Annotated in this window: 17 protein-coding genes; 16 read left to right on the top strand and 1 reads right to left on the bottom strand. The window is 69.1% G+C overall.

The annotated features are described in order from the left end of the window. Positions 1-42: 42 nt before the first annotated feature. The 13 genes from QN357_RS03825 to dapF all read left to right on the top strand — a co-directional run bounded on the left by QN357_RS03825 (position 43) and on the right by dapF (position 14,796). On the top strand, positions 43-1,251 hold the full coding sequence (locus QN357_RS03825; RefSeq protein WP_241975414.1) for a glycoside hydrolase family 26 protein: 1,209 nt from the start codon (positions 43-45) through the stop codon (positions 1,249-1,251). 48 nt (positions 1,252-1,299) lie between these two features. Continuing rightward, positions 1,300-2,277, top strand: a complete 978-nt coding sequence (gene dapA / locus QN357_RS03830; RefSeq protein ID WP_134559745.1) for a 4-hydroxy-tetrahydrodipicolinate synthase — start codon at positions 1,300-1,302, stop codon at positions 2,275-2,277. Between the two features lie 28 nt (positions 2,278-2,305). Next, positions 2,306-3,982: a ribonuclease J gene (locus QN357_RS03835; RefSeq protein WP_134559743.1), complete on the top strand. Its 1,677-nt coding sequence runs from the start codon at positions 2,306-2,308 to the stop codon at positions 3,980-3,982. Positions 3,983-4,071: 89 nt separating this feature from the next. Continuing rightward, complete coding sequence (locus tag QN357_RS03840; RefSeq protein ID WP_323504574.1) at positions 4,072-7,068, top strand: FtsK/SpoIIIE family DNA translocase; 2,997 nt, start codon at positions 4,072-4,074, stop codon at positions 7,066-7,068. Positions 7,069-7,070: 2 nt separating this feature from the next. After that, entirely contained in the window at positions 7,071-7,670 is a 600-nt protein-coding gene (gene pgsA, locus QN357_RS03845; RefSeq protein ID WP_134446947.1) for a CDP-diacylglycerol--glycerol-3-phosphate 3-phosphatidyltransferase, read from the top strand. Positions 7,671-7,739: 69 nt separating this feature from the next. After that, positions 7,740-8,252: a CinA family protein gene (locus QN357_RS03850; RefSeq protein WP_134447028.1), complete on the top strand. Its 513-nt coding sequence runs from the start codon at positions 7,740-7,742 to the stop codon at positions 8,250-8,252. A gap of 170 nt (positions 8,253-8,422) precedes the next feature. Beyond that, entirely contained in the window at positions 8,423-8,731 is a 309-nt protein-coding gene (locus tag QN357_RS03855; protein ID WP_134446949.1) for a helix-turn-helix domain-containing protein, read from the top strand. A gap of 46 nt (positions 8,732-8,777) precedes the next feature. Then, on the top strand, positions 8,778-8,999 hold the full coding sequence (locus QN357_RS03860) for a DUF3046 domain-containing protein (protein WP_134446951.1): 222 nt from the start codon (positions 8,778-8,780) through the stop codon (positions 8,997-8,999). Between the two features lie 271 nt (positions 9,000-9,270). Beyond that, positions 9,271-10,422, top strand: a complete 1,152-nt coding sequence (gene recA, locus QN357_RS03865) for a recombinase RecA (RefSeq protein WP_134446953.1) — start codon at positions 9,271-9,273, stop codon at positions 10,420-10,422. Positions 10,423-10,424: 2 nt separating this feature from the next. Then, the gene (locus QN357_RS03870; RefSeq protein ID WP_134561837.1) at positions 10,425-11,129 is read left to right on the top strand and encodes a regulatory protein RecX; all 705 of its coding nucleotides are present in this window, start codon (positions 10,425-10,427) and stop codon (positions 11,127-11,129) included. A gap of 44 nt (positions 11,130-11,173) precedes the next feature. Next, positions 11,174-12,940 (top strand): tRNA (N6-isopentenyl adenosine(37)-C2)-methylthiotransferase MiaB, encoded by a 1,767-nt coding sequence (gene miaB / locus QN357_RS03875; RefSeq protein ID WP_416172935.1) that lies wholly within the window; start codon positions 11,174-11,176, stop codon positions 12,938-12,940. Further along, entirely contained in the window at positions 12,915-13,850 is a 936-nt protein-coding gene (gene miaA / locus QN357_RS03880) for a tRNA (adenosine(37)-N6)-dimethylallyltransferase MiaA (RefSeq protein WP_134446960.1), read from the top strand. Before miaB ends, miaA begins: the two co-directional genes overlap by 26 nt. Before the next feature lie 64 nt (positions 13,851-13,914). Continuing rightward, on the top strand, positions 13,915-14,796 hold the full coding sequence (dapF, locus tag QN357_RS03885; protein WP_134446962.1) for a diaminopimelate epimerase: 882 nt from the start codon (positions 13,915-13,917) through the stop codon (positions 14,794-14,796). A gap of 139 nt (positions 14,797-14,935) precedes the next feature. On the opposite strand, the gene QN357_RS03890 is transcribed toward dapF, so the two are convergent. Beyond that, on the bottom strand, positions 14,936-15,559 hold the full coding sequence (locus tag QN357_RS03890; protein WP_134559737.1) for a class I SAM-dependent methyltransferase: 624 nt from the start codon (positions 15,557-15,559) through the stop codon (positions 14,936-14,938). Between the two features lie 41 nt (positions 15,560-15,600). On the opposite strand from QN357_RS03890, the gene hflX reads away from it, so the two are divergent. The 3 genes from hflX (at position 15,601) to metE (ending at position 20,859) form a co-directional block, all read left to right on the top strand. Next, the gene (gene hflX, locus QN357_RS03895; protein WP_134559735.1) at positions 15,601-17,151 is read left to right on the top strand and encodes a GTPase HflX; all 1,551 of its coding nucleotides are present in this window, start codon (positions 15,601-15,603) and stop codon (positions 17,149-17,151) included. Between the two features lie 205 nt (positions 17,152-17,356). Beyond that, on the top strand, positions 17,357-18,346 hold the full coding sequence (locus QN357_RS03900; RefSeq protein WP_134559734.1) for a methylenetetrahydrofolate reductase: 990 nt from the start codon (positions 17,357-17,359) through the stop codon (positions 18,344-18,346). 173 nt (positions 18,347-18,519) lie between these two features. Further along, the gene (metE, locus tag QN357_RS03905) at positions 18,520-20,859 is read left to right on the top strand and encodes a 5-methyltetrahydropteroyltriglutamate--homocysteine S-methyltransferase (RefSeq protein ID WP_322136132.1); all 2,340 of its coding nucleotides are present in this window, start codon (positions 18,520-18,522) and stop codon (positions 20,857-20,859) included. Positions 20,860-20,915 lie beyond the last annotated feature (56 nt).

Genomic DNA, 20,915 nt, shown 5'->3' on the forward strand with positions numbered 1-20,915 from the left:
GACGAGAGATTACGGACGGCACCCCCCGTTAGGGTTGGACCCGTGCCTCACAATTCCCGGGCGCGTCCCTCCCGCGCGCTCCGCCATTCCGCCGCAGTCGGCGCAGTCGTCAGCGTCGTAGCGCTCCTCGCCGGCTGCACAGCGGCACCGGGCTCCGCGTCTCCGACGGTCTCGTGCGCGGTCACATCGACGGCCGACCTGGTTCCACACACGGGGGTTCTGTTCGGGGTCAACCTGGACTGGGGCGCCGAGACCCTCGCCGAATTCAGCGGTAGCGGCCTCCGTCCCGCGGTCGCCGTCTCCTTCTCCGGCCTGCCGATGAGTGCGGACGACCGCGCCAACGTCGGGGCCGCAGCGGGCCAGGTGCTCGCCAACGGCGGCGAACTCCTGCTCACCCTCGAACCTCGCGCGGGTCTCGCCGCCATCACCCCTGCCGTTGCCGACAACCTCGGCGCCCTGCTCGGCGGACTCAACAACCGCGGCGTACCCGTCGTCGTGCGCTTCGCCCACGAAATGAACGGGTCCTGGTACGAGTGGGGCCAGCAGCCGACGGAGTATGTCGCGGCGTTCCGCAGGGTCGCGGACGCCGTGAAACGCGATGCCCCTGGTTCGGCGATGATGTGGGCGCCGAACTACGGCGGCGGCTATCCCTTCGCCGGTGGAGTGTACGCGGCGAAGCCCGGCACGCCCGATTTCACCGCCCTGGACACAGACGGCGACGGCACGCTCACCATCAGGGACGACCCCTACCTGCCGTACTACCCCGGAGACGACGTGGTGGACTGGGTCGGCATGTCCCTGTACCACTGGGGATCCGCATACCCCTGGGGCGAGGACGAAGTGCCGGAGCCCGGCAAGTTCGCCGCCCAGCTCACCGGAACCTACGCAGGGCTCGCCGGCGACGAGACCGCCACGCCCGACTTCTACGGCGTCTACGGCGAGGGGCACGGCAAACCCGTCGCGATCCCGGAAACCGCGGCGCTCGTGGTGTCCGGGGGAGATCCGGCCCAGGAACTGGCGATCAAGCGGGCGTGGTGGCGCCAGGTGTTCTCGGCCGACACGGCGACGAGGTTCCCCAGGCTGCACATGATCAACTGGTTCGAGTGGGAGAAATACGAGACCGAGATCGGGGCGCGCGTCGACTGGACCCTCGCCCGCAGCGCCGCGGTACGGTCGGCCTTCCTCAGCGATCTTCCGGGCTGGCTGATCTTCGGGCATCCCGACGAGTCGTGCGCCCAGAAGGCCGGTTAACGCGGCCGGGACTGCCGCCGGACGCCGGCAAGGCGATAGCCTGTCCACGTGTCTATGTCTGAGAATCCGTTCGGCCAGGTCCTCGTCGCCCTGGTAACCCCCTTCACCGCCGACGGTGAGGTCGACTGGGCGGGCGTGGCGAAGCACATCGACGACGTGATCACGGCCGGAGCAGACGGCATCGTCGTGACCGGAACAACGGGGGAGACCTCGACCCTCACCGACGCGGAGAAATTGCGCCTCGTCGAGGTCGGCAAGGACGTCGCGGCCGGCCGCGCGAAGATCATCATGGGCGGTGGCTCGAACGAGACCGCGCACGCGATGCAGCTGGCCAGGCAGAGCGAGAAGGCCGGCGCCGACGGCAACATGATCGTCACCCCGTACTACAACAAGCCCACCCAGGCCGGCATCCTCACCCACTTCCGCATGATCGCCGACGCGACCGACCTGCCGGTGATCCTCTACGACATCCCCGGCCGCACCGGCGTCGCGATCGCATACGAGACTCTGCTGCGCGCCGCGAAGCACCCCAACATCCTCGCCGTCAAGGACGCCAAGGGCGACCTCGCCCAGGTGAGCCGCGTGCTCAACCAGACCGACCTGCTCTACTTCTCCGGCGACGACCCCAACGTGCTCCCGCACCTGTCGATCGGCGCGACCGGACTGATCGGCGTGACCGCGAACATCGCGGCGACCCCGTACCGGCAGATGGTCGACGCGGTCAACGCCGGCGACCTCAAGACCGCAACCGCCGCACACAAGCAGCTCGAGCCGCTCGTGCGCGCCGTGATGACCCACGTGCCCGGAACCGTCGCCGCCAAGTACATCCTGCACGGCCTCGGGCGCATCACGAGCCCCCGCGTGCGGCTGCCCCTCGTCGGCCCGGAGGAATGGGAAGCCGCCGAGATCGAGGACGAGATCGACCTCGTCAAGAACATCCCCGGTGTGGACTTCTCTAACTTCCGCCCGGACCGCAACGCCGCCGCCGGCGGGGCCCTGCCCAAGATCGCCGGAACCACCCGCTAGTCAGCACACCGAACCACGAGGAGGGCCCATGCCCATCGACGTCTACGAACCGGCCACACTCGAACCGGGAACGCTCCGGATCATCCCGATCGGCGGCCTCGGCGAGATCGGCCGGAACATGACGTCGTTCGAGATCGACGGCAAGATCCTGATCGTCGACTGCGGCGTGCTCTTCCCCGAGGAGCACCAGCCGGGCGTCGACCTGATCCTGCCCGACTTCAGCCCGATCAGGGACCGCCTCGACGACATTCTCGGCGTGGTGCTGACGCACGGGCACGAGGACCACATCGGCGCCGTACCGTACCTGCTCAAGCTGCGGGCGGACATCCCCCTGATCGGTTCGGGGCTCACCCTCGCGTTCATCGAAGCCAAGCTCAAGGAACACCGGATCGTGCCGTACACGCTCCAGGTCGCCGAGGGGCAGACCGAGCGGCTCGGCCCGTTCAACCTCGAGTTCGTCGCGGTCAACCACTCCATCCCGGATGCCCTCGCCGTCGCGATCAAGACCGCGGGCGGCACCGTGCTGCACACCGGCGACTTCAAGATGGACCAGCTCCCTCTCGACCACCGGCTGACCGACCTGCGCGAGTTCGCCAGGCTCGGCACTGAGGGAGTCGACCTCTTCCTCGTCGACTCCACCAACGCGGATGTCCCCGGCTTCACCGCCTCGGAGCGGCTGATCGGTCCCGTCCTCGACGACGTCATCGCCCGGGCTCCGCGCCGCGTCATCGTCGCGAGCTTCTCCAGCCACGTGCACCGGGTGCAGCAGGTGCTCGACGCCGCGCACGCCAACGGACGCCGGGTCGCCCTGCTCGGCCGCTCCATGGTGCGCAACATGACCATCGCAGCCGATCTCGGCTACCTGACCGTGCCGGAAGGGGTGCTCGTCGACTTCAAGAAGGCCGGCAGCATCCCCGACGACAAGATCGTCTACATGTCGACCGGCTCCCAGGGCGAACCGATGGCCGTGCTCGCGCGGATGGTCAACCAGGACCACCAGGTCGAGGTCGGCCCCGGCGACACCGTGATCCTCGCGAGCTCACTCATCCCCGGCAACGAGAACGCGGTCTACCGCATCATCGACGGCCTGACCAAGCTCGGTGCCAACGTCGTGCACAAGGGCAACGCAAAGGTCCACGTCTCCGGCCACGCCGCCGCGGGCGAGCTCACCTACTGCTACAACATCCTGAAGCCCAAGAACGTGCTCCCGGTGCACGGCGAATACCGGCACCTCGTCGCCAACGCGAAGCTCGCCGCCGAGACCGGGGTGCCGCCGGAGAACGTCATCCTCGCCGAAGACGGCACCGTGCTCGACCTCAAGGACGGCGTCGTGCGGAAGGTCGGCCAGCTCGACCTCGGCTACGTCTACGTCGACGGCTCCACCGTCGGCGAGATCACCGAGGCCGACCTCAAGGACCGGCGCACCCTCGCAGAGGAGGGCTTCATCTCGATCATCATCGTCGTCGACGCCAAGACCGGCAACGTCATCGTCGGCCCGGAGATCCACGCGAAGGGCTTCGCGGAGGACGACTCTGTCTTCGATGCGGTGCTGCCCAAGATTCGCGCCGCCCTCGGCGAGGCCGCCGAGAACGGGGTCCGCGACCCGCACGCGCTGCAGCAGATCGTGCGCCGCACGGTCGGCCGGTGGGTCAACGTCACGTTCCGCCGCCGCCCGATGATCGTGCCGCTCGTCATCGAGGCCTAGGGTCGCCGGAGGCGCTCGCGTGTGCGGCGCCACGACCAGGACCGCGTGGGCTCACGCGGAATCGGTGGCTCGGCGGTACCGTGGACTTCATGGCCACGAGCACTAAGTCGACCGGGCGCGCCCGCACCACGCCGGCCCGCGGTACGCCCGCGCGCAAGCCGGCTGCCCGCACCACAGCACAGAAGACGGTCAAGTTCGCCGCAGCGGAGACCGAACCCGGCCTCTTCGTGCGCTCCTGGCTCGCCCTCGCCCATGTCGCCGGCGCCGCCGCTCGCGCACTCGGCCCGGAAAAGCTCTCCAAAGAGGAACGCCGCGACGGCCTGCCGTTCTTCCTCGTGCTGCTCGCCGTTGCCGGCGCGGTCGTGGAATGGTTCCTGATCGACAACGCGATCGCCCGCAACTTCGACGCCTGGACCTTCGGCGGGCTCTTCGGCCGGGTCGCGTTCGCCCTGCCGGTGATCCTCTTCGTCTTCGCGATCTGGCTGTTCCGCAAGCCCAGTTCTGTGCACGACAACGGGCGCATCGGCATCGGCCTGAGCCTGCTGCTCGTCTCCGTCTCGGGGCTCTGCCACGTCTACGGCGGCCAGCCGACGCCCACCCAGGGCATGAACGTGCTCGCCCTCTCCGGCGGCGTGATCGGCTGGATGATCGCAGCCCCGCTGATCGCCCTCACGACGGCCATCGGCGCCACCGCCATCATCATCCTGCTGCTCGCCCTGAGCCTGCTGATCATCACGAAGACCCCGCCGAACCGGATCGGCCAGCGTTCGCGCGAGCTCTACGCCTGGCTGTTCGGCGCGGAGCTCTCCACGGAGGACGAGCGCGCGGCGGCGAAGACCGCGAAACTCGAGCGCGCCGAGAAGACCGCCCAGGTCGAACTCGACGGTCTCGACGGCGAGCCGGACGGCAACAGCGCCCTGCCCTGGTGGCGTCGCAACAACAGCAAGCGCGAGGAAGACCCTGACTTCGGTGGCGCCCTCGTGTCGGATGCCGGCGCTCACGGTTCGAAGGCGGGCGACGGCCCGTCCGGGGCCGGCGACGATCCCCTCAGCACCCTTCTCGGCGGCGACGGCCGAGGCGGCTTCGACAGCGCCATCGCGCCCGCGGACGGGTCCCCGGTGCCGACACCGGCCACGCCGTTCTCGGTCGGGCTGTCCGGCGGCGGTTCCGGCGGCGACCACTACGGCACAGAGGTACTCGAGGACCTGCTCCGCGCCGAGGACGCCATCAAGCGTTTCACCGGCGAGATCGATGTGCCGCGCGGCTCGGACTTCGGCCTGCACGACGACGAGGCGACCGGCGGCCCAGGCTCGGCCGCGGCGGCGGGACTCACCGAGGTGCTTCCGGGACTCGACGGCCTGGGTGCCGCAGGGGCGACCGGTGCGGTGCCCGGCGAGGACGGGCATCCGCTGCACCCGGACACCGGCGATCACCCGGCCGTGCCGTACGAGCTGCCGTCGAACACGACCCTGACCGCCGGACCTCCCGCGAAGGCGCGCTCGGCGGCGAACGACGTCATCGTCACGTCGATCACCGAGGTGCTCACCCAGTTCCAGGTCGACGCCCGGGTGACCGGGTTCTCCCGCGGCCCGACCGTGACCCAGTACGAGATCGAACTCGGCCCCGGCGTCAAGGTCGAACGGGTCACCGCCCTCAGCAAGAACCTCTCGTACGCGGTCGCGTCCAACGAGGTGCGCATCCTCTCGCCGATCCCCGGCAAGAGCGCGATCGGCATCGAGATCCCGAACACCGACCGCGAGATCGTCACCCTCGGCGACGTGCTCCGCTCGGCGGCGGCCACGAACAGCACCCACCCGATGACCATCGGCGTCGGCAAGGACGTCGGCGGCGGATTCGTCGTGGCCAACCTCGCCAAGATGCCCCACCTGCTCGTCGCCGGTTCGACCGGTTCCGGTAAGTCGAGCTTCGTGAACTCGATGATCACGAGCCTGTTGATGCGCGCCCAGCCGAGCGACGTGCGCATGGTGCTGATCGACCCGAAGCGGGTCGAACTCGCCGCATACGCCGGCGTGCCCCACCTCATCACGCCCATCATCACGAGCCCAAAGAAGGCCGCCGAAGCGCTGCAGTGGGTCGTCAAAGAGATGGACATGCGCTACGACGACCTGGCCAGCTTCGGTTTCCGCCACATCGACGACTTCAACAAGGCCGTCGTCGGCAACGAGATCGTGCTTCCGGCCGGGAGCGCGCGCACCCTCAAGCCGTACCCGTACCTGCTCGTCGTCGTCGACGAGCTCGCCGACCTGATGATGGTCGCCCCGCGCGACGTCGAAGACTCGATCGTGCGGATCACGCAGCTCGCCCGTGCCTCCGGCATCCACCTCGTGCTCGCCACCCAGCGTCCGAGCGTCGACGTCGTCACCGGCCTGATCAAGGCCAACGTGCCGTCCCGCCTCGCGTTCGCGGTGACGAGCGTCACCGACTCCCGGGTCATCCTCGACCAGCCGGGCGCGGACAAGCTCATCGGCCAGGGCGACGCGCTCTTCCTGCCGATGGGCGCATCCAAGGCCATCCGCGTGCAGGGCGCCTGGGTCAGCGAGGCGGAGATCGAACGGGTCGTCAAGCACGTCACCCAGCAGGCCCGCCCCGACTACCGGCCGGACGTCTCGATGGAGGCGCCGCGCAAGGAGATCGACTCCGACATCGGAGACGACCTCGAGGTGCTCCTCGCCGCCGCCGAACTCGTCGTGTCGACCCAGTTCGGCTCGACCTCGATGCTGCAGCGCAAGCTGCGCGTCGGCTTCGCCAAGGCCGGCCGGCTGATGGACCTGCTCGAGTCCCGCGAGATCGTCGGCCCGTCCGAGGGGTCGAAGGCCCGCGACGTGCTCGTCACCGTCGAACAGCTCCCGAGCGTGCTCGCCCTGCTCCGCGGTTCCGACGACGAGCACCACGCCGCAACGGCGGCCCGCCAGGCCAACGCCGCCCACGAGGCGGATACCCGCCGCGATTCCCAGCCCGACCCCCGCTACGCCGGCGACCCGGTCGCGAAAATGAGCGAGGGCTACCCTGAGGAAGAGGCGTCGTCAGCAGACGAGGATGCCTGGAACCTCACCGGCAGGGACTGATCATGGCCACAGCATCCGAACCCGTCGCACACCCCAGCAACTGGAACCTGCCCAACCTGATCACGGTCGTGCGGATCCTGCTCGCCCCGCTGTTCATCTGGATGCTGCTCGCCGACGCCGGCCAGGACGGCGCGCTGCGCTGGGCGGCCGCCGTGCTGTTCATCCTCGCGATCGCCACCGACGGGATCGACGGAGCGATCGCCCGCAAGTACAACCTCGTCACCGACCTCGGCAAGCTGCTCGACCCGATCGCCGACAAGGTGCTCACCGGGGGAGCGCTCGTCGCCCTCTCGATCCTCGGCGAACTGTGGTGGTGGGTCACGATCGTGATCCTGGTCCGCGAGCTCGGCATCACGGCGTTCCGCTTCGTGATGCTCCGCGACCGGGTCATCCCGGCCTCCCGCGGCGGCAAGCTCAAGACGATCATGCAGTCCGTCGCGATCTCGCTCTTCCTCGTGCCGCTCTGGCTCGTGCTCGGCGACTGGATCCACTGGGTCAACTACGCGGCCATGGCCGTCGCGCTCGTGCTGACCGTGTCGACCGGCATCGACTACCTCGTCGCCGCCCGGCGTGTCTCGCGCCAGTCCCGGCACGACGGCTGACCTGCCGTGACCATCCATACGACCGATGTGCCCGATCCGACTGATGTGCCCGAGCCGACCGATGTGACGGTGAATGCGACCGAAGCGGATGATCCGACCGCGGCCCTGATCTTCGAACTCACCAGCCGGGGCCTCACCATCGCCGTGGCCGAGTCCCTGACCGGGGGAGCACTCGCGGCCGAACTCATCAGGATCCCCGGGGCATCCGTCGTCGTCGCCGGCGGCATCGTCGCGTACCAGACCGAACTCAAGCACACCCTCCTCGGCGTCGACCCCGCACTCCTCGCCGCGCACGGCCCCGTCGATCCGGAGGTCGCGCGCCAGATGGCCGCGGGCGCGCGCAGGCGGCTCACCCTCGGCGGCCGCGGCGCGGATATCGGGGTCGCGACGACCGGTGTCGCCGGTCCGGACCCCCAGGGCGACCGGCAACCGGGGACGGTCTATCTCGGCCTCTCAATCGGAACCGAATCCTCGGCGGTCCTGCTCACCCTCACCGGTGACCGCGCCGCGATCCGGGCGAAAACGGTCCGGGCGGCCGTCGAAGCTGTGCGTGGGCTGATAGCCACGTTACCGACGGAATAGTTCGCGTAAACGCTGGGTTACACAGTACATATTCACAAGCAAACCCCAGTCGTTCTGGGTAGTCTGCAGGAGTCGGGTGGATGTAGTACTGTTATCCATCCGCCACCGGCATGACCGAAGTAGCTTTACTTGATAAGGCTGCACTTGATAAGTAATAGAAGGAGGTTCCGATGATTCTTGTACGACAGGAAATCGGCGATGTGCTCAGGGACTTCCGACTTCAGAAAGGGCGCACACTGCGTCAGGTCGCCAGCAAGGCCAGCGTGGCCCTGGGTTACCTGAGCGAAGTGGAGCGCGGCCAGAAGGAAGCGTCATCCGAGATTCTGGCGTCCGTCGCTGACGCGCTGGACACCCCGATCTCGGTCATCATGCGTGAGGTGGGAGACCGCCTCGCCGTCATCGAGGGAATCGATCGTTTCCCCGACACCGTTCCCGACGAGCTCGTCGCGACGTACGACACCGGCATGATGGTGCGTTGACCCCGGCCTTCCCCATCCCCTCCTTCCCCGCCGTTGAGGTGGCTTCGTGAGACTCAGTGAATTCCGTCAGGCGTTGAAAGACGAATTCGGCGAGTCGTACGGTCGTGTGCTGACCCGCGACCTCGTGCTCACCTCGCTCGGGAACACCGCCGACCAGGCCCTGGCCGGCGGTGTTCCGGCGCGCGACGTCTGGCTCGCGCTGTGCGCGGAGACCGACGTGCCCAAGAGCCGTTGGTTCGGCGCAGGGGTGCCGGCGCCGCGCCCGTAGTCTTCCTCCGGACTTCGACGACGCACCCGTTTCGGCGCGTCGGTGCTCGAATACGTGTTCGACCTTTGGTAGGCTCCTCACCAGCAGGAGTCAGTGCAGAAGTGTCCACCGTCGTAGCGCTTCCCGATCAATGTCGGGGGTGCGGCGTACAGTCGCCTTCGTCAGTGACAGACAGCGAATGCCTTGTCCCAGAGCACACACCGGGGTCCTCCCGGTGAGTGTTTCGCGACAGCCTATAGGCGCCGAAACGCACGACCGAAGGAGACCCACCATGGCATCAGCAGCAGACCGCGAGAAGGCGCTCGACACCGCGCTCGCCCAGATCGACCGCCAGTTCGGCAAGGGTTCGATCATGCGCCTCGGCAGCGACGACCGGGCACCGGTCGAAACCATTTCCACCGGTTCGATCGCACTGGACGTGGCCCTCGGCATCGGCGGGCTCCCGCGCGGGCGCATCGTCGAGATCTACGGTCCGGAGTCCTCCGGTAAGACCACGCTCACCCTGCACGCCATCGCCAATGCCCAGAAGGGCGGCGGCATCGCCGCGTTCATCGACGCCGAGCACGCGCTCGACCCTGATTACGCAAAGAAGCTCGGCGTCGACATCGATGCCCTCCTCGTCTCCCAGCCCGACACGGGGGAGCAGGCGCTCGAAATCGCCGACATGCTCGTGCGCAGCGGCTCGATCGACCTCATCGTCATCGACTCCGTCGCCGCCCTCGTGCCCCGCGCCGAGATCGAGGGCGAGATGGGCGACTCCCATGTCGGCCTCCAGGCCCGGCTGATGTCGCAGGCCCTCCGCAAGCTCACCGGCGGGCTCAGCCAGACCAACACCACGATGATCTTCATCAACCAGCTCCGCGAGAAGATCGGTGTCTTCTTCGGCAGCCCGGAAACCACCGCGGGCGGCAAGGCACTCAAGTTCTACGCCTCGGTTCGCCTCGACATCCGCCGGATCGAGACCCTGAAGGACGGCACAGAAGCCGTCGGTAACCGCACCAGGGTCAAGGTCGTCAAGAACAAGATGGCGCCGCCCTTCAAGCAGGCCGAGTTCGACATCATCTACGGCATCGGCATCTCCCGCGAGGGCAGCCTGATCGACTTCGGTGTCGAACAGGGAATCGTGAAGAAGTCCGGCGCCTGGTACACCTACGACGGCGACCAGCTCGGGCAGGGCAAGGAGAACTCCCGGAACTTCCTGCTGAAGAACCCGGACATGGCCAACGAGATCGAGAGCAAGATCCTCTTCAAGCTCGGCATCTCGCCGGAAGGCGCAGCCGCCAAGAAGGCCGCCGCCGCCGCGGAAGCTGCGACGGAGCTCGCCGCGAAGGAGGCCGCGACCGCTGCCCGCGCGGCGGCAGGGGACGACGTGACTCAGCCGAAGACCACCCAGGCCAGGCTCGCCGCCCGGAAGGGCGCGTAAGCATGGTGCACTTCGAACCCAAGGCCGAGCCGGACATCAAGCCGGCCGCCGCGGCGGCCACCGGAGCCCCGGCCAAGCGTCGGGGCACTCTCGCGACGGTGAGCTACCTGCCGGGCGCCCAGGCATCCTCCTCTGCCGGGGACGTCTCCGAGGTTGACTCCGGCGGGGTCGCCTCGGGTGCGGTCGATACCGGAGACCTCGACCACGCCGTCGACCCGGACAGCGAACACGCCGAGCAGGTCCTCCTGCAGCGGCTTCGCGGTCGCTCGTTGTCCATCTCCGAGGCCCGCGGCGTGCTCGTCGGACTCGACCTTCCGGAGAGCGAGATCGAAGAGATCGTCGAACGGTTCATCCGCCTCGACTATCTCGACGAAGCGAAGCTCGCCGAGCAGATCGTTTACAGCCAGCACGAGCGCAAGGGCCTTGGGCGCTCCGGCGTCCAGGCCGAGATGCGCCGCCGCGGCCTCGACAAGGAGCTCATCGCGGAGACGCTCGACGCCATGCCCGACGACGAGACCGAACGGGCCATCGAGGTCGCGATCAAGCGCGTGCAGCAGCTGGGCCGCCTCGACGATCGCACCATCGATCGCCGGCTCAATGCATTTCTGATGCGCAAGGGTTACCCGTCCTCGGTCGTGCGCGAAGCGGTCCAGGCCGCGCTCGACTCGCGCAACGGCGGCGGCTCGTCCGGCGTGCGGTTCCAGTAGCCGAATCGGGAAGGTCCGGCGCGGTCGCGTAAACTGGAGTCACTATGACCCTGAGCATGAAGACCCTGATCGCCCCGTCGCCGGCGGCCCGCGACGACGACGGCCGGGCACGCACCTATGAGGTGCGCACCTTCGGCTGCCAGATGAACGTGCACGACTCCGAACGGCTGAGCGGTTCCCTCGAGGCGGCCGGGTACGTTCCCGCCGACGGGGCCGAAGCCGACATCGTCGTCCTCAACACCTGCGCGGTGCGCGAGAACGCCGACAACAAGCTCTACGGCAACCTCGGCCAGCTCGCGTCGATCAAACGGCGCCACGCGGGCATGCAGATCGCCGTCGGCGGCTGCCTCGCCCAGAAGGACAAGGACGTCATCCTTGGGAAGGCGCCGTGGGTCGACGTCGTCTTCGGAACCCACAACATGGGTGCGCTGCCGAGCCTGCTCGAACGCGCCCGGCACAACGGCGAGGCCCAGCTCGAGATCCTCGACGCCCTCGAGACCTTCCCCTCGACACTGCCGACCAAGCGCGACTCGAGCTACAGCGGCTGGGTCTCCATCTCCGTCGGCTGCAACAACACCTGCACCTTCTGCATCGTCCCCGCCCTGCGTGGCAAGGAGAAGGACCGTCGGCCGGGCGAGATCCTCGCCGAGATCCAGGCCCTCGTCGACGACGGAGCCATCGAGGTCACGCTGCTCGGCCAGAACGTCAACTCCTACGGCGTCGAATTCGGCGACCGCCTCGCCTTCGGCAAACTTCTCCGCGCCGCCGGGAAGATCGAGGGACTCGAGCGCATCCGCTTCACGAGCCCGCACCCCGCCGCGTTCACCGACGACGTCATCGAGGCCATGGCCGACACTCCCGCCGTGATGCCGCAGTTGCACATGCCGCTGCAGTCCGGTTCCGACCGGGTGCTCAAAGCCATGCGCCGGTCCTACCGATCCGAGCGTTTCCTCGGAATCCTCGACCGGGTTCGTGCGCGGATGCCCGATGCGGCGATCAGCACCGACATCATCGTCGGCTTCCCCGGCGAGACGGAGGAGGACTTCCAGGAGACCCTCCGTGTCGTCGAACGGGCACGGTTCGCGACGGCCTTCACCTTCCAGTACTCGATCCGCCCGGGCACACCGGCCGCGGAGATGGCCGACCAGGTGCCCAAGGAGATCGTCCAGGATCGGTACGAGCGCCTCGCAGTGCTTCAGGAACGCATCTCGTGGGAAGAGAACCAGGCCGTGATCGGCCGGGAGCTCGAACTGCTCGTCGCGAACGGGGAGGGCCGCAAGGACTCGGACACCCATCGGATGAGCGGGCGTGCGCCCGACAGCCGCCTCGTGCACTTCGACGTGCCGGACGGTTCGGAGCGCCCGCGTCCCGGGGACCTCGTCACGGTGACGGTGACCCAGGCCGCACCGTTCCACCTCATCGCCGACTCCCCGGACGGGGCGCCGCTGCGCATCCGCCGGACCACGGCCGGCGACGCCTGGGACCGTGCCGAGGCGGATGCCTGCGGCGTGCCGAGCCACGCCGGCACCTCCGCTGCTGGTTCCGTCTCGCTCGGGATGCCCACGCTCGGCCTTCGTCCCGCGGCCCCGCACGCCACGCCGCACTCTGCCACGCCGCACTCTGCCACGCCGCACTCTGCCACGCCGCACTCTGCCACGCCGCACTCTGCCACGCCGCATCCTGTTGCGGCCTCCGCCGCGGCCCAGGGCCCTGCTCCGGTGCCCGCCGTTCCGACCGCTTCCGGCCGGATCCCGGCGGTCAATGCCAGCTCGACGGTACCGATCTATGCCGTCGACGACGGTGAGCGCTAACCGGGTGCTTGTCGTCATCGTCGGACCGACCGGCACCGGCAAGAGCGAGCTCTCGCTCGACCTCGCCGAGAGCCTCAGGGCAGAGGGCACCCCGGCCGAAATCGTCAACGCCGACGCCATGCAGCTCTATCGCGGCATGGACATCGGCACCGCCAAGCTTGGAGCCGACGAGCAGCGGGGGATCCCGCACCACCTGCTCGACGTGCTCGCCGTGACCGACGAGGCCGCGGTCGCCCGTTACCAGACCGAGGCCCGTTCGTCGATCGAGGACATCGCCGCCCGCGGGGCCGTGCCCATCCTCGTCGGCGGATCCGGGCTCTACGTCTCCTCCGTGGTCTTCGACTTCCAGTTCCCGGCGACCGACCCGGTACTGCGCGCCCGGCTCGAGGCCGACCTGGTCGAGCAGGGCCCCGGCGTCCTCTATGCGCGCCTGAAGGTCGTCGACCCCGGCGCCGCCTCCCGGATCGGCGCGAGCAACGGCCGCCGCCTCGTGCGCGCGCTCGAGGTCGTCGAACTCACCGGAGCGCCGCACCTCGCCGCCCTACCGGGGGAGCCCGTGTACTGGCGTCCGGCCGTGACCCTCGGCCTGAGGGCGCCGCGCGAGGAACTCACCGCGCGCCTCGATGCCCGTGTCGACCGGATGTGGGCCGGCGGTCTCCTTGACGAGGTGCGGGGCCTCATCCCGGCCGGCCTCGAAACCGGGGTGACCGCGAGCCGCGCCATCGGCTACGCGCAGGCGCTCGGCCAGCTCAGCGGCCGGCTCAGCCAGGCCGAGGCGATCGAGCAGACCCAACAGCTCACCCGTCGCTACGCGCGCAGGCAGGTCAGCTGGTTCAAGCGCTCACAGGACACGCACTGGATCGACTACGACGCCCCCGACCGCGTCGAGGCTGCCCGCTCGCACCTCTGACCCGGAACCGATTCGACGGGGAGTGTGGGTCTGTGGTGCCCGGTCTGCTCCCTACACTGGTCTGATGGGCATCGATCTCAACTTCACCAAGGGCCAGGGCACGGGCAACGACTTCGTGTTGTTCGCCGATCCGGACGGGGAGATCGAGCTGACCCCGGCGCAGATCCGCGCGATCTGCGACCGCCGCTTCGGCATCGGCGCCGACGGCATCATCCGCGCGGTCCGCTCGCGCAGCCTCGAGGCCGGCGCCCCAGCCCTCGCGGAGGACGACCAGGCCGAGTGGTTCATGGACTACTGGAACGCCGACGGGACGCTCTCCGAGATGTGCGGCAACGGCATCCGTGTCTACGCCCGGTTCCTCGCCGAACAGGGCCTCGCCGACGTGCCCGGCGGGGACACCCTCGTCGTCGGAACGCGCGCGGGCGTCCGTGACGTGCAGCGGAACGCTGCGGGCTACCAGGTCGACCTGGGCCGCTGGCGGCTCGACGGCGGCGAACCGCTCGTCCGTGCCAGGAACCTCGCCGTCGCCCGGCCCGGTCTCGGGATCAACGTCGGCAACCCGCACGTCGTGGTCGCCCTCGCGGACCTCGGTGAACTCGAGAGCGCGGACCTCGGCTACATCCCGCAGCTCGACCCCGAACCGGCCGACGGGGCCAACGTCGAATTCGTGGTGCCGGGCGACCCCCTGGTCGTCGACGGCGTCGGACACATCCGGATGCGCGTCCACGAACGCGGCAGCGGCGAGACGCTCTCCTGCGGCACGGGAGCCGCAGCGGCCGCCCTCGCGACCCGGCACTGGGCGGGCGCGGGAGCCCCGAACCAGTGGCGCGTCGAGGTGACCGGCGGCACGCTCGGCGTGCGGATGTTCCCTGCAGAGGACGGCGAGCACGTCGCGCTCTCCGGGCCGGCCGAGCTCGTCTACGACGGCGTCTTCCGCCTCAACTGACCAAGGCCCCCAGGTCGGGGATTCGCCCGTCCCTGCCGCGAGAGTACGAATATGGCCCCTTCGCGGTCCGCGAAAGGGCCATATCTCCGCTCTCGCGGAACCTTGCGGGCGCGGGCTCAGCGGGGGAGTGCTCTCGCGGTTAGAGGGTGGGGTCGCCGTGGCGCTTGACGCGGAGGACCCGGAAGCCCTTGCTGATCGCGAAGCGGGAGACCGCGAAGTCGTGGGGGAGTTCGCCGTCGAGCCAGCGCTGCAGGGAATCGGACCCGAGGTTGCGCTGCACGACGAGCCAGGCATCCGAATCGGGCTCGAGGCGCGGTAGCCAGCTACTCAGCAGGTTGTGCAGCTCGTTCTTGCCGACCCGGATCGGCGGGTTCGACCAGATCGTGCGGAACTGCACGTGCGAGGGAACCTGGTCGGGTGTGACGGCCGTGATGTTCGTCAGCCCGAGCTTCTCGGCATTCAGCCGTACGAGGTCGAGGGCGCGCTCGTTGACGTCGACCGCCCAGATCGTGGCGCGCGGCGAAGCGAGCGCGAGGTGGAAGCTGATCGGACCCCAGCCGCAGCCGAGGTCGAGGAAGTCGCCCCCCGGCGGCGGCGCCGGCGTGTTCTCGAGGAGCACCTTGGTACCCGTGTCGATGTGGTCGGGACTGAACACCGAATTGGCGGTCGTGACCTCCCGCGCCTGACCGCCCAGGTGCACGGTCACCTGCTGCAGCCTGAGCTTGCTGTCGGGGGCAGGGGTGAAGTAATGGTCGGAGGGCATAGAGGGAACCTACCGCTCTTCGAGGAAGTAAGGTTAAAGGAATGATTGAACCAGTTGAAACCCCGGACGACGACGTTGTGGCACGGGTCCTTGCCAGTGCCGATTCCAAGGCCGCCGGCTACTCCCTGTTCCGCAGCGGGAGCGCCCAGGCCCTCGACGCCGAGCCCCGCTCCGACGAACACGATGACGGCCATGACGGCGCCCAGCTCGACCGCGAAGACCGCAACGCCCTCCGCCGCGTTCCCAGCCTCTCCACCGAGCTCGAGGACGTCACCGAGGTCGAATACCGGCAGCTGCGCCTCGAGAACGTCATCCTGATCGGCCTCTACACCCAGGGCACTGTCGCGGACGCCGAGAACTCCATGCGCGAACTCGCTGCCCTCGCCGAGACCGCGGGCGCCACCGTGCTCGACGGCCTCATGCAGCGCCGCGCCACCCCGGACACGAGCACCTACCTCGGCAAGGGCAAAGCGCAGGAACTCGCCGGCATCGTCAAGGCGCTCGGCGCCGACACCGTCATCGCCGACACCGAACTCGCGCCCAGCCAGCGACGCGCCCTCGAGGACGTCGTCAAGGTCAAGGTCATCGACCGCACCGCCACGATCCTCGACATCTTCAGCCAGCACGCCAAGAGCAGGGAGGGCAAGGCGCAGGTCGAACTCGCCCAGCTCGAATACCTGCTGCCCCGCCTCCGCGGCTGGGGTGACTCCATGTCGCGCCAGGCCGGTGGCCAGGTCGGCGGAACCGGTGCCGGAATGGGTTCCCGCGGCCCCGGCGAGACGAAGATCGAACTCGACCGTCGTCGCATCCACACCCGGATGTCCCGGCTGCGCAAGCAGATCCTGGCCATGAAGCCGGCCCGCGAGGCCAAGCGCGCCAACCGCAAGCGCAACGCCGTGCCCTCCGTCGCCATCGTCGGCTACACCAACGCCGGCAAGTCGAGCCTGCTCAACCGGATCACGCGCGCCGGCGTGCTCGTCGAGAACTCCCTCTTCGCCACGCTCGACGCGACCGTCCGGAAGTCGACAACGAGCGACGGCCGGCTGTACACGCTGACCGACACCGTCGGCTTCGTCCGCAACCTGCCGCACCAACTCGTCGAGGCCTTCCGGTCGACCCTTGAAGAGGTCGCCGACGCCGACGTCATCGTGCACGTCGTCGACGCCTCCCACCCCGACCCGGCGAGCCAGCTCGCGACGGTCCGCGAGGTCATCGGTGAGGTCGGCGCCCGGGAGATCCCTGAGCTCGTCGTCTTCAACAAGAGCGACCTCGTCACGGACGACGATCGTCTCGTGCTGCGCGGCCTCTGGCCGAAGGGCATCTTCGTCTCCACCCGCACGGGTGAGGGCGTCGACGAGGTGCTCGCCGCGATCGCCGGACTGCTTCCGCGCCCGTCCATCGAACTCGACCTGCTCATTCCCTACGAGCGTGGCGACCTGATCGCGATGCTGCACGCCCAGGGCACGGTGCTCACGACGGACTACGCCGAAACCGGCACCCGGGTGCGCGCCCTCGTCACGACGGAGATCCAGTCCCAGTTCGCACCGTTCGCCGTCGCACCGGCGGCCGCCGTGCCCGCCGTCGCAAGCTGAACCAGGTAACGAACGGTCACACTCGTGCAATCCGATTAAGGGATTGCTAGAGTTTTCTTCAATCGTTGCCGACGGATTTCTTCCGCCGGCATGGAGCGACAGCCGAGCCCGGCACCCGCCCGCGAACACCCGCCAGGGCTTTCTGGCGGTCCGCGGCCGCCCGGCCATTCAGTGCACACACTGGCTACTGTCGAATGAGGAATGAATGTCCACTCCAACGGACTCCGCCCGCACACGGCGCATCCCCTTTTCGTTCGAGCTGTATCCGCCGAAGACGGATGCCGCAGCATCCGCTCTCGCGACGACGATCGACCATCTCGCAGCGGCGGGCCCCGACTTCCTCTCGGTCACCTACGGGGCCAACGGATCCTCACGCCGCTCCTCGCTCGACGTTCTCAGCCGCATCCTCCGCACGACGAACGTCGAAGCGATGGCCCACCTCACCTGCGTCGGCTCCACCCACGACGAGGCGAACCGGCTGATCCGCGAATTCCTCGACGCCGGAGTGCGCAGCTTCCTCGCCCTCCGCGGCGACCCCCCGGCAGGCACGAAGGAGGGCGAGGCGTTCCTCGGCGACTTCGGCAGCGCCGCCGAACTCGTGCAGCTCATCCACCGGGTTCAGGCCGAGAAGTCCCCGTACCGCGAGACGATCATCCCCGGTATCCCCGCCGCACGCGCCGTCAAGCCCGGCCACGAGAAGGTGCGGATCGCCGTTGCGGCGTTCCCGAACGGCCACCCCCGGTCACGTTCCTCGGCGCAGGATATCGACACCCTGCTCGCCAAGCAGGCCGCGGGCGCGAACCTCGGCATCACCCAGCTCTTCTTCCACGCCGACCACTTCCTGAGCTTCGTCCAGCGCGCCAGGGAAGCCGGAGTGCTCTTCCCGATCCTGCCCGGCATCATGCCGGTGACCAGCCCGGCCAGGCTGCGGCGGATCATCGAACTCTCCGGTGAGCAGATGCCGGCAGACCTGTCCATCCGGCTCGAGATCGAACCGACCAAGGAAGGACAGCGTGAGATCGGCATCCAGCACGCCGTCGACCTCGCCAGCCAGGTGATCGCCGGGGGAGCGCCCGGTCTGCACCTCTACGCCTTCAATCAGCACGAGACCGTACTGGAGGTGCTCGACGGCTGCGGCCTGCTCGGCGCGCCGGCTCCGGTCCGGACACCGACGGCACTGCCCACGATCGTGTAACCCGGCCTGGCGCCCCGCCCCGCCCCGGTCGCCAGCGCCGCTCCCGCTCCACCGAACGCCGTACGGGCGCCTCGGATTTCCGTCGCGCCCGAAAGCACCCTGCACGCCGCGGCATCCGCCCCACACACCACCCGCCAGCATCCGCTGCACCGCCCAACCGCAAAGGAAACGTTATGACCAGCACTGCCCCGTTCCCCGCAGGCACGATCCTCGGCTATCCGCGCATCGGCCCGCGCCGAGAACTCAAGAAGGCCGTCGAATCCTTCTGGGCCGGCACATCGAGCGCCGTCGAACTCGAGGCCGCCGCGGCCGGACTCCGTCAGGCCACCCGCGACCGCCTCGCCGCCCTCGGCCTCGGCCGCACCGACTCCGCCATCCCGGAGTCGTTCTCCTACTACGACCAGATGCTCGACGCGCTCTGCACGGTCGGCGCCGTGCCCGCCCGCTTCGCCGGACTCGTCGACGCCGACGGGCACATCGACCTCGCCGGATACTTCACCCTCGCCCGCGGCGAGGGGGACAGCCTCCCGCTCGAGATGACCAAGTGGTTCGACTCGAACTACCACTACCTCGTGCCCGAGATCGGGCCGGAAACGGAGTTCTCCCTCTCGAGCGACCGGATCGTGCGCGAATTCGAGGAGGCACGCGCCGCCGGCTTCCTGACCCGGCCCGTCATCGTCGGCCCGGTCACGTTCCTGCTGCTCAGCAAGCCGAGCGACGAAGCCCCTGCGGGCTTCGAGCCCCTCGACCGGCTCGATGACCTCATTCCGGTGTACGCGACCCTGCTGCAGCGCCTCGCCGACGCCGGTGCCGAGTGGGTGCAGCTCGACGAACCCGGCCTCGTCAGCGAGAGCATCCACGTGCCCCGCGCCGAGACCCTCAGCGCCGTGCAGTGGGCGTACGGGACCCTCGGGCACCTCGCCCAGCGTCCGGCGATCTTCGTCGCTGCCCCCTACGGCAGCCTCGACGACGCCCTGCCCGTGCTCGCCGGCGCACCGATCGAGGCCATCGGCCTTGATCTCGTCCGCGGCACGCTCCCCGAGACCGCCCCAGGGCTGGACGGGAAGACCCTCGTCGCCGGTGTCATCGACGGGCACAACATCTGGCGCGGTGACCTGGCGGATGCCTTCGCTCAGGTCACCGGGGCCGGCGCACTGTCGCCGCGGATCGCCGTCTCGACCTCGACGAGCCTCCAGCACGTCCCGCACACCGTCGCGGACGAGACCGCGCTCGGCGCCGAACTCGTGAGCTGGCTCGCATTCGCCGACGAGAAAGTCGGCCAGGTTGTGACCCTCGCCCGCGGCCTGGCCGACGGACGGGAGGCCATCAGCGCCGAACTGGACGCTGCGACCGGCGCACTCGCCTCCCGCAGCGCCGCCCCCGGCGTCCGCGACGGTGCCGTGAGGGCCCGTGCCGCGGAGCTCACCGACGCCTCGTACAGCCGAGGGGTTTACGCCGACAGGCTCGCCGCCCAGGAGGCCGCACTCGCGCTGCCCTTCCTGCCGACGACGACCATCGGCTCCTTCCCGCAGACCGGGGAGATCCGCCGTGCCCGCGCCCGTTTCCTCACCGGAGTGCTCAGCGACGCCGAATACCGCGACCTGATGCGCGCGGAGATCGCCAGGGTCGTCGCCCTGCAGGAGGAGATCGGCCTCGACGTGCTCGTGCACGGCGAACCCGAGCGCAACGACATGGTGCAGTACTTCGCCGAGAACCTCGACGGCTTCGCGGTCACCGAGAACGGCTGGGTCCAGTCCTACGGCAGCCGCTGCACCCGCCCGTCCATCCTGTGGGGCGATGTCTCCCGCCCGAAGCCGATCACCGTCGACTGGTCGACCTACACGCAGGGGCTGACGGCGAAGCCGGTCAAGGGCATGCTGACCGGCCCGGTCACCATCCTCGCCTGGTCCTTCGTGCGCGACGACGAGCCCCTCGGCGAGACGGCGCGCCAGGTCGCCCTCGCCCTCCGCGACGAGATCGCCGACCTCGAGGCCGCCGGAATCGGCATCATCCAGGTCGACGAGCCGGCCCTGCGCGAACTGCTTCCGCTCAAGAAGGCCGGCCACGCAGACTACCTCGACTGGTCCGTCGGCTCGTTCCGGCTCGCGACCGCCGGGGTGCGGGACGCCACCCAGATCCACACCCACCTCTGCTACTCCGAGTTCGGTGTCGTGCTCGAGGCGATCCGCGCTCTCGACGCCGACGTGACGAGCATCGAGGCGGCCCGCTCCCGGATGGAGGTCGTGACGGACATTCAGGCCAATGGCTTCGACCACGGCATCGGCCCGGGCGTCTACGACATCCACTCACCGCGGGTGCCGGGCGTTGCCGAGCTGACGGAGCTGCTCGACCGTGCCGTCGCCGCCATCCCGGCCGGTCAGGTCTGGGTGAACCCGGATTGCGGGCTCAAGACCCGCGGCTACGCGGAGACGGTCGAGTCTCTCGGAAACATGATCGAGGCGACCCGCATCGTGCGCGCCCGCCTCGCCGCAGGCGTGCCCGCCCTCGCCTGATCCTCCTCGCGGCGAACACCCGCCGCGCGCGACGCGCCGTTTGCGCCGCTTCGCGC

Source organism: Cryobacterium sp. RTC2.1, assembly GCF_035018685.1.
Classification (GTDB): Bacteria; Actinomycetota; Actinomycetes; order Actinomycetales; family Microbacteriaceae; genus Cryobacterium; species Cryobacterium glucosi.

Bases quoted from the DNA above. Each gene is read 5' to 3' on its own strand.
- QN357_RS03835 (WP_134559743.1), top strand. From the start codon at position 2,306: ATGCCCATCGACGTCTACGAACCGGCCACACTCGAACCGGGAACGCTC.
- QN357_RS03840 (WP_323504574.1), top strand. From the start codon at position 4,072: ATGGCCACGAGCACTAAGTCGACCGGGCGCGCCCGCACCACGCCGGCC.
- pgsA (WP_134446947.1), top strand. From the start codon at position 7,071: ATGGCCACAGCATCCGAACCCGTCGCACACCCCAGCAACTGGAACCTG.
- QN357_RS03855 (WP_134446949.1), top strand. From the start codon at position 8,423: ATGATTCTTGTACGACAGGAAATCGGCGATGTGCTCAGGGACTTCCGA.
- recA (WP_134446953.1), top strand. From the start codon at position 9,271: ATGGCATCAGCAGCAGACCGCGAGAAGGCGCTCGACACCGCGCTCGCC.
- QN357_RS03870 (WP_134561837.1), top strand. From the start codon at position 10,425: ATGGTGCACTTCGAACCCAAGGCCGAGCCGGACATCAAGCCGGCCGCC.
- miaB (WP_416172935.1), top strand. From the start codon at position 11,174: ATGACCCTGAGCATGAAGACCCTGATCGCCCCGTCGCCGGCGGCCCGC.
- miaA (WP_134446960.1), top strand. From the start codon at position 12,915: ATGCCGTCGACGACGGTGAGCGCTAACCGGGTGCTTGTCGTCATCGTC.
- dapF (WP_134446962.1), top strand. From the start codon at position 13,915: ATGGGCATCGATCTCAACTTCACCAAGGGCCAGGGCACGGGCAACGAC.
- QN357_RS03890 (WP_134559737.1), bottom strand. From the start codon at position 15,559: ATGCCCTCCGACCATTACTTCACCCCTGCCCCCGACAGCAAGCTCAGG.
- hflX (WP_134559735.1), top strand. From the start codon at position 15,601: ATGATTGAACCAGTTGAAACCCCGGACGACGACGTTGTGGCACGGGTC.
- QN357_RS03900 (WP_134559734.1), top strand. From the start codon at position 17,357: ATGTCCACTCCAACGGACTCCGCCCGCACACGGCGCATCCCCTTTTCG.
- metE (WP_322136132.1), top strand. From the start codon at position 18,520: ATGACCAGCACTGCCCCGTTCCCCGCAGGCACGATCCTCGGCTATCCG.